Source organism: Streptomyces candidus, from assembly GCF_014207445.1.
Classification (GTDB): domain Bacteria; phylum Actinomycetota; class Actinomycetes; order Streptomycetales; family Streptomycetaceae; genus Streptomyces; species Streptomyces candidus.
Window position 1 is genome coordinate 309,971 of sequence record NZ_JACHEM010000006.1, and the last position, 15,231, is coordinate 325,201.

General features: G+C 72.2%; 15 protein-coding genes. 7 read left to right on the top strand and 8 right to left on the bottom strand.

Translation table 11 applies throughout. From position 1 onward, the window contains the following. Nucleotides 1-11 precede the first annotated feature (11 nt). From HNQ79_RS14515 to HNQ79_RS14530, 4 genes are all read right to left on the bottom strand, one after another. Nucleotides 12-662 carry a cytochrome b/b6 domain-containing protein gene (locus HNQ79_RS14515; protein WP_185030907.1) on the bottom strand — a complete coding sequence of 217 codons (651 nt, stop codon included), beginning with the start codon at nt 660-662 and terminating at the stop codon, nt 12-14. Beyond that, nucleotides 604-1,269, bottom strand: a complete 666-nt coding sequence (locus HNQ79_RS14520; RefSeq protein WP_185031136.1) for a molybdopterin-dependent oxidoreductase — start codon at nt 1,267-1,269, stop codon at nt 604-606. The genes HNQ79_RS14515 and HNQ79_RS14520 overlap by 59 nt, the downstream gene beginning before the upstream one ends. 344 nt (nt 1,270-1,613) lie before the next feature. Further along, nucleotides 1,614-3,224, bottom strand: a complete 1,611-nt coding sequence (locus tag HNQ79_RS14525) for an APC family permease (protein WP_185030908.1) — start codon at nt 3,222-3,224, stop codon at nt 1,614-1,616. A gap of 54 nt (nt 3,225-3,278) precedes the next feature. After that, entirely contained in the window at nt 3,279-4,226 is a 948-nt protein-coding gene (locus HNQ79_RS14530; protein ID WP_185030910.1) for a hypothetical protein, read from the bottom strand. Nucleotides 4,227-4,411: 185 nt separating this feature from the next. Here HNQ79_RS14530 and HNQ79_RS14535 point away from each other — a divergent pair, with 185 nt between their 5' ends. Continuing rightward, nucleotides 4,412-4,876 carry an ASCH domain-containing protein gene (locus HNQ79_RS14535; protein ID WP_185030912.1) on the top strand — a complete coding sequence of 155 codons (465 nt, stop codon included), beginning with the start codon at nt 4,412-4,414 and terminating at the stop codon, nt 4,874-4,876. Nucleotides 4,877-4,902: 26 nt separating this feature from the next. Here HNQ79_RS14535 and HNQ79_RS14540 read toward each other — a convergent pair whose 3' ends face one another. Then, complete coding sequence (locus tag HNQ79_RS14540) at nt 4,903-6,582, bottom strand: FAD-binding dehydrogenase (protein ID WP_185030914.1); 1,680 nt, start codon at nt 6,580-6,582, stop codon at nt 4,903-4,905. A gap of 180 nt (nt 6,583-6,762) precedes the next feature. Between HNQ79_RS14540 and HNQ79_RS14545 the strand changes: the two genes are divergently transcribed. The 5 genes from HNQ79_RS14545 to HNQ79_RS14565 all read left to right on the top strand — a co-directional run bounded on the left by HNQ79_RS14545 (nt 6,763) and on the right by HNQ79_RS14565 (nt 10,419). Next, nucleotides 6,763-7,278: an NUDIX hydrolase gene (locus tag HNQ79_RS14545; protein ID WP_229923579.1), complete on the top strand. Its 516-nt coding sequence runs from the start codon at nt 6,763-6,765 to the stop codon at nt 7,276-7,278. Further along, nucleotides 7,275-7,655 (top strand): YidH family protein, encoded by a 381-nt coding sequence (locus HNQ79_RS14550; RefSeq protein WP_185030916.1) that lies wholly within the window; start codon nt 7,275-7,277, stop codon nt 7,653-7,655. Before HNQ79_RS14545 ends, HNQ79_RS14550 begins: the two co-directional genes overlap by 4 nt. Before the next feature lie 28 nt (nt 7,656-7,683). Next, a complete protein-coding gene (locus HNQ79_RS14555; RefSeq protein WP_185030917.1) occupies nt 7,684-8,010 on the top strand; it encodes a DUF202 domain-containing protein in 327 nt (108 codons plus the stop codon). A 123-nt stretch (nt 8,011-8,133) separates the two neighbouring features. After that, nucleotides 8,134-9,192, top strand: coding sequence for a phosphotransferase family protein (locus tag HNQ79_RS14560; RefSeq protein WP_185030919.1), 1,059 nt, complete (start codon nt 8,134-8,136; stop codon nt 9,190-9,192). A gap of 6 nt (nt 9,193-9,198) precedes the next feature. Then, a complete protein-coding gene (locus tag HNQ79_RS14565) occupies nt 9,199-10,419 on the top strand; it encodes an acyl-CoA dehydrogenase family protein (RefSeq protein ID WP_185030921.1) in 1,221 nt (406 codons plus the stop codon). 81 nt (nt 10,420-10,500) lie between these two features. On the opposite strand, the gene HNQ79_RS14570 is transcribed toward HNQ79_RS14565, so the two are convergent. The 3 genes from HNQ79_RS14570 to HNQ79_RS14580 form a co-directional block, all read right to left on the bottom strand. Continuing rightward, nucleotides 10,501-11,094 (bottom strand): TetR/AcrR family transcriptional regulator, encoded by a 594-nt coding sequence (locus HNQ79_RS14570; protein WP_185030923.1) that lies wholly within the window; start codon nt 11,092-11,094, stop codon nt 10,501-10,503. 65 nt (nt 11,095-11,159) lie between these two features. Further along, nucleotides 11,160-12,785, bottom strand: a complete 1,626-nt coding sequence (locus HNQ79_RS14575; protein WP_229923592.1) for a class I adenylate-forming enzyme family protein — start codon at nt 12,783-12,785, stop codon at nt 11,160-11,162. Between the two features lie 86 nt (nt 12,786-12,871). Further along, nucleotides 12,872-13,636 carry an SDR family oxidoreductase gene (locus HNQ79_RS14580; protein WP_185030927.1) on the bottom strand — a complete coding sequence of 255 codons (765 nt, stop codon included), beginning with the start codon at nt 13,634-13,636 and terminating at the stop codon, nt 12,872-12,874. A gap of 182 nt (nt 13,637-13,818) precedes the next feature. Here HNQ79_RS14580 and HNQ79_RS14585 point away from each other — a divergent pair, with 182 nt between their 5' ends. Continuing rightward, a complete protein-coding gene (locus HNQ79_RS14585; RefSeq protein ID WP_185030929.1) occupies nt 13,819-15,087 on the top strand; it encodes an exo-beta-N-acetylmuramidase NamZ family protein in 1,269 nt (422 codons plus the stop codon). The last annotated feature ends 144 nt before the right edge of the window (nt 15,088-15,231 follow it).

A 15,231-nucleotide genomic window follows, 5' to 3' on the forward strand; every position in this document is an offset into this window, starting at 1 on the left:
CGCCCGCGGGTCTACCGGGGCCGGGAGAAGCCGGTGCGCATGGCGCGGCGGGCTTCCGGGTGGGTGGCGGCCATCCAGAGGTGACCGGCGATGACCGTGCCCATGGCCAGCGAGAGCCAGTCGTGGACGAAGGTGGCTCCGGTGCGCCAGGTGAGCGGGGTGAGGTGGGTGAGCCACATCAGGAGACCGGTGCCGAGCATGACCAGGGTCGCGCCCGCGATCCAGCCCGCGAACAGCTTCTGCCCCGCGTTGAACTTTCCCGACGGGCGTGCGGGCCGGCGCCGGCGGACGGCGCGCAGCCAGGCCCTGTCGACCGGTGTGAGGCGGCCGAGGAGTGCGAGGTCGGCCCGGAAGGCACGGGAGGCCAGGCCCAGGAGGTACGGGACGGGCAGCAGCAGGCCCGTCCAGATGTGGACGGTGACCACCAGGTGGCGCCGCCCGACAAGTTCGGCGAGGGAGGGCAGGTAGAGGCAGCCCGCGGTGGCGAGGCAGGTGAGCATCAGGATCGCGGTGGTGCGGTGGACGAGGCGTTCGGCGGGGCTGAACCGCCGTACCGGGGCGGGCCGCGGGGTCGGGGACCATTGCGCCCCGCGCGACGGGCGCTCAGACGGTGGGGGTGTCGTCGCGTCCGTTGGACCGGCCGACCCAGGCGTCGATGTCATAGCCCAACTCCTCCCAGTAACCGGGGCGCACCCGGTCCGTGACCGTGATACCCGTGAGCCATTTCGCGGATTTGTAGAAGTACATCGGCGCGACGTAGAGGCGGGCGGGGCCGCCGTGCGTGTGGGAGACGTCCTTGTCCTGCATGCGCAGGGCCACCAGAACGTCGTCCCGGCCCGCCTGTTGCAGGGTGAGGCTCTCGCTGTACACGCCGTCGAAGCAGGTGAAACGGATGGCGCGGGCGGTGGGGCGCACGCCTGCGAGCGAGAGCAGGTGGGACAGAGGGACGCCCTCGAAGGCGGTGTCCGGGACCCGCCACCCGGTCACGCACTGCACGTCGCGGACCAGCCGGGTCTGCGGCATGGCCCGGAGCTGGGCCAGGGTGTACGAGGCGGGGCGGTCCACCAGGCCGTCGACCGTGAGGCGGTAGTTCTGCGGGGTCTTCCTGGGTACGGACGAGGCGACGGAGTAGTAGCGGAAGCCGCCGCTGCCGGGCAGAAGCCCGGTGATGCCGGTGGGGTCCTTGCCGGCGGCCGCGCCCAGGAAGGAGTCGTAGCCGCTCTGCAGGTAGGGGGCCGCCGCCACACCGGCCGCGCCGAGACCGAGCATGCCCAGTACGAGACGGCGGCCGACGGGCGCGCCGCGGGACACCGGGGCGGCCGGCCGTGCCCGGGGGGAGGGTGTGCCCGGCGGCGGTGCCGGTTCGCCGCCGGGCGGTGCCGGTTCGCCGCCGGGCGGTGCCGGTTCGCCGGGCAGTGCCGGTTCGTCGTGCGGTGCCGGTTCGTCGTGGCGCGGAGGTTGAGGGGTCACACGAGGATTCGAGCACTCGCGGCCTCCCGGTACCAGGGGCCGCGAGTGTCCGTAAGCGTTCGGTCAGATTTGCCCCGTCGCGGAGCACCGCGGCCGGGCACGCGGTGTGCGCGGACGCGCCGGCGTCGGGGACGGGCGGCCGGTCAGTGGCGTTCCGCGTGGGATGCGGCCGCCGCCTTGTCGAGCTGGAACGCCTCGTTGCCGAGGCCGATGCGGGCGTGCACCTCGGGCTTCTTCGCCTTGAGGACCGCTCCGTACACCAGCCCGCCGACCGCCGTGGCGCCGATGAGGGCGGGCAGCAGCCACCTCAGTGCCGAGCCGGACTCCGCGCCGACGAGGAGGGCGAAGTCCTTGACGGTGTAGACGGCGATGCCCAGCAGCGCGGTACCCGCGACGCCCGAGCAGAGCAGCCGCCACTTCTGCGCCGCGCCCGCCCCGCGTCGTACGAAGAAGGCGATGACCGCGAAGGACGCGACGGCCATCAGCAGGATCACGCCGAGGGCGCCGATGTTGCCCATCCAGGTGAAGAGGTGCAGGACGGGAGCGGTCGGGTCGCCGATCGGCTTGTCGTCGGTGACGGCGAAGGCCAGGACGACGAGGACGGACACGACCGTCTGGAGGATGGAGCCGGTGGCGGGGGCGCCGGTGCTCTTGTTGGTACGGCCGAAGGCGGCGGGCAGCAGGCCTTCGCGGCCCATCGCGAAGGAGTAGCGGGCGACGACGTTGTGGAAGCTGAGGAGCGCGGCGAGCATGCCGGACACGAAGAGGATGTGCAGGACGTCGGTGAAGGTGTCGCCGAGGCGCGCCTGGACGAGGGTGAACAGCATCCCCGGGCCCTCGTCGGCGGCCAGCCTGGCGACCTTGTCGGGCCCGGCGGCGATGCTGATCGCCCAGGAACTGAGGGCCAGGAAGACCGCGGAGTAGGCGACGCCGAGGAACATCACGCGGGAGACGACGACGTGCGGGCGCTTGGTCTCCTCGGCGTACACCGGGGCCTGCTCGAAGCCGACGAAGGCGGCGACGGAGAAGCAGAGTGCGGTGCCGAGGGCGACACCGGGGCCGGCCAGGGTGCCGGGGTCGAACGCGGCCAAGGACAGGCCGGTCGCCGCCGCCGGTTCGGCGACGGCCGAAACGTCGAAGATGACGACGAGCAGGCACTCGATGAGGAGCAGGACGCCGAGGACCTTGGCGTTGAGGTCGATCTTCAGCCAGCCGAGGACGCCGACGAGCAGGACGGAGACGAGGGCCGGGATCCACCACGCGATGTGCAGCCCGAGGTAGGTGGCGAAGATCCCGGAGAGCTCGAAGCCGAGGATGCCGAAGATGCCGACCTGCATCGCGCTGTACGCGACGAGGGCGACCAGGGAGGCCCCGGCGCCGGCGGTGGCGCCGAGGCCTCGGGCTATGTACGCGTAGAACGCGCCGGCGTTGTGGACGTGCCGGCTCATCTCCGCGTATCCGACGCTGAACAGCAGCAGGACCGCGCCGAGGATGAGGAAGAGGAGCGGCTGGCCGACCACTCCCATCACGCCGAAGATCGTGGGCATGACACCTGCGACGACCATCAGGGGGGCGCTGGCGGCGAGGACGGACAGCAGGAGTCCGAGGGTGCCGAGGCGGCCGGCCCGCAGGGCGCTCTCCTCGCCCTTGTAGGTGCTGATTCCGGCTTCGCCGTCGCCGCCGTTCTCGGGACGGCGGCTGCCTGCGGCGCCGGTCGCTCTCTTCGCGCTGGTGGGTGAACTGCCCGTGGCCATGGCGGGGTGGTCCCTTCGGAGTACGAGTCGAGGTTCGCTGCTGGTCGGATGCGCTCAGGCGTCCCCGAGCGCGGCGCTGCGCGCGGCGGTGAACGCCTGGTGGGGGTCCCGGTCGGGGTAGGACCAGGGCGCGGTGGTGCGGTGCGGGCCGATGCGGTGGAAGAGCGCGGCGGCCTCCGCGAGACGGCCCTCGCAGAACTTCGCGTGGGCGAGGTAGTTGAGGTCGACGCGGGAGCGCGGGTGGTCCTCGCGCTCCCACTCCAGCCACCAGTCGAACGCGGCCTTCATCGTCTGCCGGGCCCGGCGGGTCGCCCAGTGGCCGGAGGCCACCGGGTCCGGCGGTACCTGCCCGGCGACGGCGAGCGCCCGGTGCCGCTCGGCGTGCGCGACGACGGGGAGCACCGCCAGCGGGGAGTCCGCCGGGGCCTGTTCGGCGGCCCAGGCGGCGAAGTCGTAGACCTCGTGGAGGGGGTCCTGCCCCGTGTCGGGGCGGCGTTCCGCGAGCCGGGCGATGATCAGGTGGTGGGCGTGGTGGTGTTCCGGGTGGCGTGCCCTGACCTGGTCGTAGAGCTGGGTGACCGCTTCCTCCGTGCCGAGGTGGCGGGCGAGGAGGAGCTGGGCGAGCCAGGGCGTGGGGTCCTGCGGGGCGCGCGCGGCGGCCGCCCGGCAGGCCTGGCGGGCGCGGTCGGGAGAGCCCTTGCCGGCCAGCGCGCGGTGGACGGCGGCGCAGGCGAGCAGTGCGGCGGCGTCGGCACTCTCGGGCTCGGCGAGCAGCCAGTCCTGTGCCCAGGCGTGGGTGCCCCTGGCTTCGCCGAGGACGAGCAGCCGGTGCCCCCGGCGGTCCCAGTCGTCGCCGGTACGGGTCAGCAGGCTGCGCACTCTCGTCCAGCGGCCCTGGGCCAACTGTTCGCGCACGTCGACGAGTTCGGTGTCGTCGAGAGCGGGATCCGGCGGCTGCTCGCCGCGGCGTCGGCGGCCGAGGAGCGGCGGAGGAGGGGCCATCCGCGGGGTACCTCCACGACGAGCCGGCCGACGTTTGATCACGGACAGCAAAGCGGTAGGGACGGCTCCGCGTCAAGGCCGGATAAGTGCCGCCCCCGTCAACTGCAACCTGCCACGCGTGGGTTGAGTGTCCGCGGCGACACAGCGCCGCAGGTGGGGTGGGGTGGCGCGGCTAAAGTGGCGGCATGAGCGATGACTTGACGGCCGAGGCCGCGAACGGTCGCGTACCGGACCGGCGTCCGGCGCTGCCGCCCTATCTGCTGGCGTTTCCCGGGCCGCTGCGCGACCGGCTGGTCGCAGCGGTGCTGAGCGGCGAGAAGGTGTCGACGACGGGTCTGCTCGCCGAGTACGAGGCGGAGGACGAGGAGTTGCCGCCGGCCGGCGAACGGTACGCGCTGATTGACTCGGACGGACGCGAGGTGGCGGTCCTCGAAACGACCGATGTGCGGGTGCTGAGGCTCGGGGACGTGGATCTCCAGCACGCGATCGACGAGGGCGAGGGCCATCGGTCCGTGGCCGAGTGGCGGGCTGCGCACGAGAGGTTCTGGCACGGAGAGGAGATGCGGGAGGCGATGGGCGACCCCGATTTCGTCGTGGACGACGGGACACTGGTCGTGGCGGAGCGGTTCAAGGTGGTGGAGGTGCTCTAGGGGCCGGCGCCGGCGGGAGCCGGGCGCTACCCCACCGCCTTCGCCGCGGCCCTTCCCGCCGCGCGGCCCGAGAAGATGCAGCCGCCGAGGAAGGTGCCCTCCAGGGAGCGGTAGCCGTGGACGCCGCCGCCGCCGAAGCCGGCCGCTTCCCCGGCCGCGTAGACGCCCGGGAGGGGCGAGCCCTGCGGCGTGAGCACGCGGGAGGACAGGTCGGTCTCCAGGCCGCCGAGTGACTTGCGGGTCAGGATGTGCAGGCGCACGGCGATCAGCGGGCCCGCCTTCGGGTCCAGGATGCGGTGCGGGGCCGCGGTGCGGATCAGCTTGTCGCCGAGGTACTTGCGGGCGCCGCGGATCGCGGTGACCTGGAGGTCCTTGGTGAAGGGGTTGGCCATCTCCCGGTCCCGGGACACGAGTTGGCGGCGGAGTTCGGCCTCGTCGATGAGGGGTTCCTTGGTGAGCGCGTTCATGCCCCGTACGAGCGAGGACAGGTCCTTCTCGACGACGAAGTCCGCACCGTGGTCCATGAACGCCTTGACCGGGGCGGGTACGGCGGCGCGGGCCCGGTCGAGGACGCCGCGCACCGACTTGCCCGTCAGGTCGGGGTTCTGCTCGGAGCCGGAGAGGGCGAACTCCTTGCCGATGATCTTCTGATCGAGGACGAACCACGTGTGGCCGAAACCGGTCTTCATGATGTGGTCGAGCGTGCCGAGGGTGTCGAAGCCGGGGAAGAGCGGGACGGGCAGGCGGTTTCCGCGGGCGTCCAGCCACAGCGAGGACGGACCGGGGAGGATCCGGATGCCGTGCCTGGCCCAGATCGGGTCCCAGTTCTGGATGCCCTCGGTGTAGTGCCACATCCGGTCGCGGTTGATGTGGCTGGCACCGGCGGCTTCCGTGATGCCGAGCATCAGGCCGTCGACGTGGGCGGGGACCCCGGAGAGCAGGTGGGCCGGCGGGGTGCCGAGCCGCTCGGGCCACTGGGCGCGGACCAGGTCGTGGTTGCCGCCGATGCCGCCCGAGGTGACGATCACGGCTTGCGCGCGGAGCGAGAAGTCCCCGGTGACGGTACGGCTGCTGGCGGTGCCGCGAGCGGTGGACGAGGGCTCCAGTATCTCGCCCGTCACCGTGTCGACAGCCCCCGCGGTGCGGGCGAGGCCGGTCACCCGGTGGCGGAACCCGAGAGTGACGAGGCCGCGTGCGACGCCTTCGCGCACCCGCTGCTCGAAGGGTGTGACCAGGCCGGGACCGGTTCCCCAGGTGATGTGGAAGCGGGGTACGGAGTTGCCGTGGCCGTTCGCGTCGTAGCCGCCGCGCTCCGCCCAGCCGACGACCGGGAAGAACCGGACGCCCTTCCGGTGCAGCCAGCTGCGCTTCTCCCCGGCCGCGAAGTCGACGTACGCCTCGGCCCACCTGCGCGGCCACTTGTCCTCCTCGCGGTCGAACCCGGCGGTGCCGAGCCAGTCCTGGAGGGCGAGTTCGCGGCTGTCCTTGACGCGCATCCGGCGCTGTTCGGGCGAGTCGACGAGAAAGAGGCCGCCGAAGGACCAGTGCGCCTGGCCGCCGATCGACTGCTCGGGCTCCTGGTCGAGGAGGATCACCTTCCGCCCCGCGTCGACCAGCTCGGCGGTCGCGACGAGGCCGGCGAGGCCCGCTCCGATGACGATGACGTCCGCGTCGTAACCCTTGGCTGCCGTACCCGAGTCTCCCATGGCCCGATCTTCGGTACGGGGCAGTAACTAGTCAACCGTCCGGCGGTACCCGTTCGCGGGACGCCGCAGACGTCACCGGACAGAGGGCGGACCGGCGGGCGGGGCGGACGCCGGCGGGCCGGCCGGCCCGGCGGTCGAGTACGTCGGGATTCGGTGGCCGGCGTGATGTTGGATGGGCGCATGACTTCCCCTTCTGACGAGCTGCTGGACATCGTCGACGAGAACGACGAGGTCGTCGGGCAGGCCCCGCGCGGCGAGGCGACCGTGCGGGGCCTGCGTCACCGCTGCGCCTTCGTCCTGGTGCGAGACCCGGAGGACCGGATCTTCGTGCACCGCAGGACCGCGACGAAGCTGGTCTTCCCGTCCCTGTACGACATGTTCGTGGGGGGTGTCGTCGGCGCGGGCGAGTCGTACGACGAGGCGGCGCTGCGGGAGGCGGAGGAGGAGCTGGGGGTGTCGGGGCTCGCCCGGCCGGAGTCCCTGTTCAAGTTCCTCTTCGAGGGGTCGGGCAGGACCTGGTGGAGCCAGGTGTACGAGGTGCGCTGCGCGCTGCCGGTGCGCCCGCAGGCCGAGGAGGTGGCGTGGCACACCTTCCTGACGGAGGAGGAGCTGGCACGGCGGCTCGGCGGCGGCCCGCAGGGCTGGGAGTGGGTGCCGGACGGCCTGGCGGCGTACGAGCGGCTGGTGAACCGGTGACCGGTCTGCGGCTCTGGTTCGCGCCGCAGCGCATCCGGAAGGAGGGCGAGACCCCCGACTACCGGTTCTCGCTGGCCAACGAGCGGACCTTCCTCGCCTGGGTACGGACGGCGCTGGCGCTGGTGGGGGCCGGTTTCGCGGTCGACCAGTTCCTCCCGGACCTGCGGTGGGGCGTACGGGTGGGGATGGCGCTCGCGCTCCTGGCGGCCGGTGCGCTGTGCGCACTGCGCGCGGTGAACCACTGGGTGCGCTGCGAGCGGGCGATGCGACGCGGCGAGGACCTCCCGATGACGCGTTTCCCGGTGCTGCTCGGCCTGCTGGTGGGGGTGGTCGCGGTGGCGATGGTGGTGCTCGTGCTGTTCGGATGGGCGGGGTGAGCGCGCCGGTGGTGCTCGTGCTGTTCGGATGGGCGGGGTGAGCGCGCCGGTGGCGGTACGGGATCCGGGGCTCCAGCCCGAGCGGACCCGGCTCGCGTGGCGGCGTACGACCCTGTCCTGCACGGTCGTCGCGGTGCTGGCCGGGAAGCAGGCCGTGCACGACGGGGTGACTGCTCCCGGGCTGCTGGCCGCCTCGCTGAGCGCGCTGGTGTGGGTGCTGTTCCTGGTGGTCGCGCACCGTCGGATGCGGGAGCTGGAACGGGTGCGGCCCGATGCGCTGACGCCGGGGCGGGCGCTGGCGGCGGTGTGCTGCACGGTGGCTCTGGCGGCTTTCGCGGTGGCCGTCGCGCTGTGAACCGTCGGCCGCGGACCGGGCGCCGGGCACCCGGTGGGCCCGTCCCTCTGGACGGCATACCGACTGGTCGGCATCATGAGGCGGACTGTTCTGCACGCACGCTCGCGCCCGGAGGTATCGCCCATGAGCTCCGTCCCCCCACCAGGGCCCCAGGCCGCCGCGCCGCCCGGACTCGACCCGGAGCGGCTGCGCGGCCATCTTGACGCCGCGCTGCCCGGCCTGGTGACCGGACCGCTGTCCGCACGGCTCATCGAGGGCGGGCGGTCCAACCTGACGTACGACGTCACCGACGGGCGCTCGCGCTGGGTGGTGCGCAGGCCGCCGCTCGGTCACGTACTGGCGACCGCGCACGACATGAAGCGCGAGTTCCGGGTGATCAGCGGACTGCACCCGACGGCCGTGCCGGTGCCCGCCCCCGTGCTGCTGTGCGAGGACGAGTCGGTGCTCGGATCGCCGTTCTACGTCATGGAGTTCGTGGAGGGCACCCCCTTCCGTACGGCGGACGAACTGGCCGCGCTCGGCCCGGAGCGGACCAGGGCCGCCGTGTTCGGCCTGGTGGACACGCTCGTCGAACTGCACGCCGTGGACCCGGCCGCGGCCGGACTCGGCGACTTCGGCCGTCCCGAGGGCTTCCTGGACCGGCAGCTGCGGCGCTGGGGAAAGCAGCTCGACGCCTCCCGCAACCGCGACCTGCCCGGCATCGACGAACTGCACGCCGCACTGGGCAAGGCCCTCCCCGCCTCCCCCGCCGCCACCGTCGTGCACGGTGACTACCGGCTCGACAACGTCCTCATCGGCGGCCCCGACGACACCATCCGGGCGATCCTCGACTGGGAGATGTCGACGCTCGGCGACCCGCTGACCGACCTGGGCCTGCTCGTGATGTACGGGACGAAACTCGACCTTCCTGCCTCCCCCGTCTCGACGACGGCATCGGCGGCCGGCCATCCGACGACGGACGAGATCGTCGCGCGCTACGCGCAGGCGTCCGGGCGGGACGTCTCGGCGGTCAACTGGTACACGGCGTTCGCCTGGTTCAAGCTCGCCGTGATCCTCGAAGGCATCCATTACCGCTACACGCTCGGGCAGACGGTCGGCGCGGGTTTCGACCGGATCGGCGAGCTGGTGCCGGTCTTCATCCAGCACGGCCTGACGACTCTGACGACCCCCCGGAAGGGCTGATTCCTCATGGACTTCGCATACGACGCGCGCACCGAAGAGCTGCGCGGCAAGCTGCTCGCCTTCATGGACGAACACGTCTACCCGGCCGAGACCGTCGCCCACGAACAGCGCGCCCTGCTCGCCTCCCCGTGGGACACCCCGGCGGTGGTGGAGGAACTGAAGGCCGAGGCACGCCGGCAGGGTCTGTGGAACCTCTTCCTGCCCGACGCCGAGTACGGGGCCGGGCTCACCAACCTCCAGTACGCCCCGCTGGCCGAGATCACCGGCCGCTCCCCGCACCTGGCACCCACCGCCCTCAACTGCGCGGCGCCGGACACCGGGAACATGGAGCTGCTGTCCCAGTTCGCCACCGACGAGCAGAAGAAGCAGTGGCTGGAGCCGCTGCTCGCCGGGGAGATCCGCTCGGCGTTCGCGATGACCGAGCCGGAGGTGGCGTCCTCGGACGCGACGAACATCGAGACCCGGATCGAGCGGTCCGCCGACGGCTCCGAGTACGTCGTCACCGGCCGCAAGTGGTACATCTCCGGGGCGATGAACCCCGACTGCAAGATCTTCATCGTGATGGGCAAGACCGACCCGGACGGCGACGACGTGCGCCGCCAGCAGTCGATGATCCTGGTCCCGCGCGACACCCCGGGCGTGGAGATCCGCCGTGCGATGCAGGTGTACGGGTACGAGGACCACTCCCACGGCGGCCACGCGGAGGTCGTCCTCGACGGGGTGCGGGTGCCCGCCGCGAACCTGGTCGGCGAGGAGGGCGGCGGCTTCGCCATCGCCCAGGCACGGCTCGGACCCGGCCGCATCCACCACTGCATGCGCCTCATCGGCATGGCCGAGCGCGCCATCGAGCTGATGTGCCGTCGGGCCGTCACGCGCACCGCCTTCGGCAAGCCGCTGGCCCGGCAGGGCGTCGTGCAGAACTGGATCGCGGACGCCCGGGTCACCGTCGAGCAACTGCGCCTGCTGGTCCTCAAGACCGCCTGGCTGATGGACACGGTCGGCAACCGGGGCGCGCACACCGAGATCCAGTCCATCAAGATCGCGACGCCGCGCGCGGTGCTCGACATCATCGACAACGCGGTGCAGCTCTACGGCGCCGGCGGTGTCAGCCAGGACTTCCCGCTGGCCGAACTGTGGGCGAGCGCCCGGACGCTGCGGCTGGCGGACGGGCCGGACGAGGTGCACCAGCGGTCGCTGGCCCGTCGGGAGCTGAAGAAGTACGCGTAGCCGGTCCGCCCCCGGTGACCCGCCTGCCGTGGGCGGGCACTGGGGGGGCCGTGCCGTCGGCTGCCTGCGGGCGGCCGGGGGCTACGGGCGCAGGGCCCGCAGCAGGAGGTCGGCCAGGTGGTCGGCGACCTGCTGGGGGGTGAGCGGGCCGTTGGGCCGGTACCAGGTGGACAGGTGGTGCACCGACCCGAAGTGGTAGTCCACCACCAGGTCGGCGGGGGTGGCCTCGGAGAAGACGCCGGACCGCTGGCCCTCCTCCACCAGCGCGCGGAACCGCTCGTGGTAGCGCCTGCGCTCGGCCCGTACCTGCTTGTCCTTCTCCGGCCCCAGGTGATGCATGGAACGGAAGAAGATCGACGCGTCGTCGAGGTTCTCGATGGTCGTCACCACGACGTCGGCCGCCGCGTCGCGCAGCCGTTGCTCGACCGGCGCGTCGGCGTCGGCGAACGCGTCCAGCCGTTCCTGCTGCACGCGCAGCACGCGCGCGTACACCTCGTGCAGCAGGTCGTCCTTGGAGCCGAAGTAGTGGTAGAGGGCACCCTTGGTGACACCCGCCGCCTCGACGATCTCCTGGACCGACGTGCGGTCGTAGCCGCGCTCGGCGAAGAGCCGGGTGGCGGCGGCCAGCAGTCGCTGGGGAACGGGGGTGCCGTTCGGTTCCGTCGTCCTGGCCATGGCCGCACCTGCCTTGCTCGTCGCTTGTCCGTTGTCCGCATGCCGTCGTACGGGTGCGTTCGTGCTCACTGCGGGGAACGCAGTTCCCGTCGGAGGATCTTCCCACTCGTGGTCTTGGGAAGTTCCGGCAGGATGACCACTTCGCGCGGGTACTTGTACGCGGCGAGCCGCTCCCGGCAGTACGACACGAGTTCCTCGGGGCCGGGCCCCGCGCCGGGGAGCAGGCTGACGTACGCCTTGACGCTCTCGCCCCGGTACGCGTCGGGGACGCCGACCACGGCCGCCTCGCGCACGGACGGATGGGTGTGCAGGACGTCCTCGACCTCGCGCGGCCAGACCTTGAAGCCGGACGCGTTGATCATGTCCTTCTTGCGGTCGACGACGTAGAGCCAGCCGTCGGCGTCCATGAAGCCGATGTCTCCGGTGCGCAGCTCGCCGTCCGGGAAGGCCTCGGCGGTGGCCTCGGGCTGCCGCCAGTAGCCGGAGACGACCTGCGGGCCGCGCACCGCGATCTCGCCGTGCTCCCCGAAGGGCACGTCGGCGCCCTTGTCGTCGACGATGCGGACGACCGTGTCGGCCCCCGGCACGCCGACCGACAGCGTGCCGGACACCGGATCGAGGGGCGCCTCCTTCTCCGGCGGTACGGAGGCACAGGGCGCCGTGCACTCGGTCAGCCCGTACCCGTTGCGGAGGTAGGGCCCGAAGCCCGCCCGGAACTTCTCCACCAGCGCGGGCGGCAGCGGCGCGCCTCCGCAGGAGATCACCTCGAACGAGGCGAAGTGCTCGCGCGTGGCGCCCGGGGCCGCGGCCAGCGCCATGAACGCCGTCGAGGGGCCGACGGTGTACGCGGGCCGGTGCTCGGCGAAGGCGTCCAGCACCACCTGGGGGTGGAAGCGGTGGGTGAGGACGAGGGTGCCCGCGTGGGCGAGGCAGACGGCCAGCTGGCAGACCATGCCGGTGATGTGGAAGAGCGGGGCGAGCGCGAAGTAGGACGATCCCTCGGCGACCGGGTGGCCGGTGCGCTGCCGTTCCGCGTTGACCATGATGTTGCGGTGGGAGTTCATCGCCCCCTTCGGCGTGCCGCTGGTGCCGGACGTGTAACTGATCAACGCCGTGTCGTCGGGGCCCGGTTCCCGGTCGGGGGGTGCATCCGCGCCCGCGCGGGCGACGGCGGTCAGGTCGGCCGCGTCGGCCGCCCGGGGCAGCCGTTCGAAGTTCAGTACCCGTGTGTCGTCCGCGCTCTGGAAGTCGAGTTCGCAGCCGGTCAGCACGGTACGGACCGACGGCACGCCGGCGGCGGTCTCCCGCAGGTAGCTCGCCCAGGCCCGGTCGGAGCAGATCAGCGCGCTCGCTTCGGCGTCCTTCAGTACGTGGGCGGCCTCCGCCGACTTGTACATCGGGTTGAGCGGGACGACCGTCGCGCCCGCCTTCCACGCGCCGAGCAGCGCGAGCACGAAGTGCGGCGAGTTCTGGAGCATGATCGCGACCCGGTCGCCGCGCCGCAGGCCCTCGGCGGCCAGGTGTCCGGCCACCGAGTCCGACAGGGCGTCCGTCTCGCGGTAGCTCAGCCTGCCGTCGAAGTAGGCCAGCGCGGTGCGGTCGGGGGCGCGCCGGACGCTCTCCCGGAAGGCGTGCACCAGGGTCGGTGCGGGGTGCACGGGCGCCCGCTGGGTCTCGGTGAGCTGCGCCAGCCACGGCTTGGCCGCGTAGACCGACGCCTCCGTCCCGGCGGTCGTGCGCGGCGCTTCTGCCGCCGCCGTGTCCCGCGCGGGTCCGGTCACCGGTCTGCCCCTTCCCACTTCTGCTGGAGGCGGTTCATGCCCGCCAGCCAGCGCTCGGGCTCGGCCGCGCGCGCCCGGTAGTATTCGGCCACCTCGGGGTGCGGCAGGATCAGGAAGCGGTCGCTCTCGATGCCCTCGATGAGGGCGTCGGCGACGTCCTCGGGTTCGATGGCGGTGGGCGCCAGGACGAGGCTCCCGGCCGATCCGGCGGACGTCAGCATGTCGGTCCGTACGCCCTGCGGGCAGATCGCGTGGACCTTGACCCCGTGGTGGCGGTAGGTCAGCGACAGCCATTCCGCGAAGGCGAGCGCCCCGTGCTTGGTGACGCTGTAGGGGGCGGCTCCGATCATCGTCAGCAGGCCGGCCGCCGACACCGTGGACACGAACCGGCCGCTGCCTCGCTCCACCCACTCGGGGAGCAGTGCGCGGGCCGCCCGGACGTGGGCCATCACGTTGACGTCCCAGGCCCTTTCCCAGAGTTCCTCGGCGAAGGGGTCGCCGCCGCTGCCGACGCCGGCGTTGGCGCAGTACACGTCGATCGTGCCGCCGAGTGCCGTGCGTGCCTCCTCGACGATCTGCGAGGCGTCTCCGGGGACCGCCGTCGCGCCGATGTCGTCGGCGACCGCCTTGGCCTTGTCCGCGTCCAGGTCGTTGACCACGACTCTGGCTCCCTCGGCCGCGAACCTGCGGGCCAGTGCGGCTCCGATACCGCCTCCCGCGCCCGTGACCACCACTGTGGCACCCTGCACCGCGTTCACCATCGGCCTGCCTCTCCATGACGACTGACCCGCAGACTAACCAGTCGGTATGCCGGGAGGAAAGGGCCGGGCGACGCCGGTCGGGGTGGTGTGCACGCCAACCGGGCGCGTTCCGTTCCGCGGGGAGGCCGCACGGGCTAGCGTGCGCGGACATGACAGACCGTCCGATCCCGGAGGTTGAGCACATGAGCTTGTCCAGAAGAGGATTGCTGGCCGCGAGCGGCGGCGCGGTGGGCGCGCTGGCCGCCACCGGGACCGCTGCCTCGGCGGCGTCCGGCGCGGCCGGAGCACGGTTCGCCGGTCAGCGAAGGGTCCGTACGGGCTTCGACCGGCTGGCCGACGACGGCTACCGGCTGCTGGACGGCCACAAGGTCGGCATCGTCACCAACCCGACCGGGGTGAGAGCCGACGTGCGACACGTCGTCGACGTGATGCACGCCGACGAGCGGGTGCGTCTCACGGCCGTCTTCGGCCCGGAGCACGGCTTCCGGGGCACCGCGCAGGCGGGCGGCTCCGAGGGCCGTCACACCGACCCCGCGACCGGGCTGCCGGTCTACGACACGTACCTGACCAGTGGCCGGAAACTGGCCGATGTCTTCACCGCGTCGGGCGTGGACACCGTCGTCTTCGACATCCAGGACGCGGGTGCCCGTTTCTACACGTACATCTGGACGCTGTACGACTGCATGGTGGCCGCACGGCTCGCAGGCAAGCGGTTCGTGGTGCTCGACCGGCCGAATCCGGTGACCGGGCGGGCGGCGCTCGGGCCGGTCCTGGACCGGGCGTTCGCGACGTTCGTGGGGCGGGAGCCGATCGCACAGGCGCACGGGATGACGGTGGCGGAGCTGGCGCTGCTGTTCAACGCGGAGTTCCTGGCCGAACCGGTGCCCTTGGAGGTGGTGCGGATGTCGGGGTGGCGGCGGGGAGACTTCTTCGACGCGACCGGGCTGCCGTGGGTGCCGCCGAGTCCCAACATGCCCACACCCGAGTCCGCGCTGGTGTACTCGGGCACGTGCCTGTTCGAGGGGACGAATCTGTCGGAGGGACGCGGCACGACCCGGCCGTTCGAGCTGCTGGGCGCGGAGGGCATCGACCGCCGGTGGGCGGAGGCGGCGAACGGGGAGCGGCTGGCGGGGGTGCGGCTGCGGGAGGCGTACTTCGCGCCCACCTTCTCCAAGTTCCAGGGACGGACGATCGGCGGTGTCCAACTGCACGTGCACGACCGGGAGTCGTTCGACCCGGTGCGTACCGGGATCGCCCTGCTGGTGACGGCGAAGAGGTCGTGGAGCGGGTTCGCGTGGCGGCCGGACAACTGGATCGACAAGCTCACGGGGAACAGCAGGGTGCGGACCATGATCGACGCGGGGGCCGGGACGGACGAGGTGGTGGGTGCCTGGCAGACGGATCTCGCCACGTTCCGGCGGGTACGGCGGGAGCATCTTCTGTACCGGTGACCCGTCCCCTCCGGGGTATCGGGGCACGCGTTCTCCCAGCCCCTCCATGCGTTCGAGCACGGCATTCGAATCTGGAGGGGACGGGAGGGAACGGTGCGAATCCGGGCCAATTGTTCTCTGATGGGGCTCATCGGATTTTCAATG

Excerpts from the sequence above, each read along its gene's own strand:
- HNQ79_RS14530 (WP_185030910.1), bottom strand. The coding sequence starts at position 4,226 with ATGGCCCCTCCTCCGCCGCTCCTCGGCCGCCGACGCCGCGGCGAGCAG.
- HNQ79_RS14540 (WP_185030914.1), bottom strand. The coding sequence starts at position 6,582 with ATGGGAGACTCGGGTACGGCAGCCAAGGGTTACGACGCGGACGTCATC.
- HNQ79_RS14520 (WP_185031136.1), bottom strand. The coding sequence starts at position 1,269 with ATGCTCGGTCTCGGCGCGGCCGGTGTGGCGGCGGCCCCCTACCTGCAG.
- HNQ79_RS14535 (WP_185030912.1), top strand. The coding sequence starts at position 4,412 with ATGAGCGATGACTTGACGGCCGAGGCCGCGAACGGTCGCGTACCGGAC.
- HNQ79_RS14525 (WP_185030908.1), bottom strand. The coding sequence starts at position 3,224 with ATGGCCACGGGCAGTTCACCCACCAGCGCGAAGAGAGCGACCGGCGCC.
- HNQ79_RS14580 (WP_185030927.1), bottom strand. The coding sequence starts at position 13,636 with ATGGTGAACGCGGTGCAGGGTGCCACAGTGGTGGTCACGGGCGCGGGA.
- HNQ79_RS14570 (WP_185030923.1), bottom strand. The coding sequence starts at position 11,094 with ATGGCCAGGACGACGGAACCGAACGGCACCCCCGTTCCCCAGCGACTG.
- HNQ79_RS14560 (WP_185030919.1), top strand. The coding sequence starts at position 8,134 with ATGAGCTCCGTCCCCCCACCAGGGCCCCAGGCCGCCGCGCCGCCCGGA.
- HNQ79_RS14555 (WP_185030917.1), top strand. The coding sequence starts at position 7,684 with ATGGGCGGGGTGAGCGCGCCGGTGGCGGTACGGGATCCGGGGCTCCAG.
- HNQ79_RS14545 (WP_229923579.1), top strand. The coding sequence starts at position 6,763 with ATGACTTCCCCTTCTGACGAGCTGCTGGACATCGTCGACGAGAACGAC.
- HNQ79_RS14585 (WP_185030929.1), top strand. The coding sequence starts at position 13,819 with ATGAGCTTGTCCAGAAGAGGATTGCTGGCCGCGAGCGGCGGCGCGGTG.
- HNQ79_RS14515 (WP_185030907.1), bottom strand. The coding sequence starts at position 662 with ATGACATCGACGCCTGGGTCGGCCGGTCCAACGGACGCGACGACACCC.
- HNQ79_RS14565 (WP_185030921.1), top strand. The coding sequence starts at position 9,199 with ATGGACTTCGCATACGACGCGCGCACCGAAGAGCTGCGCGGCAAGCTG.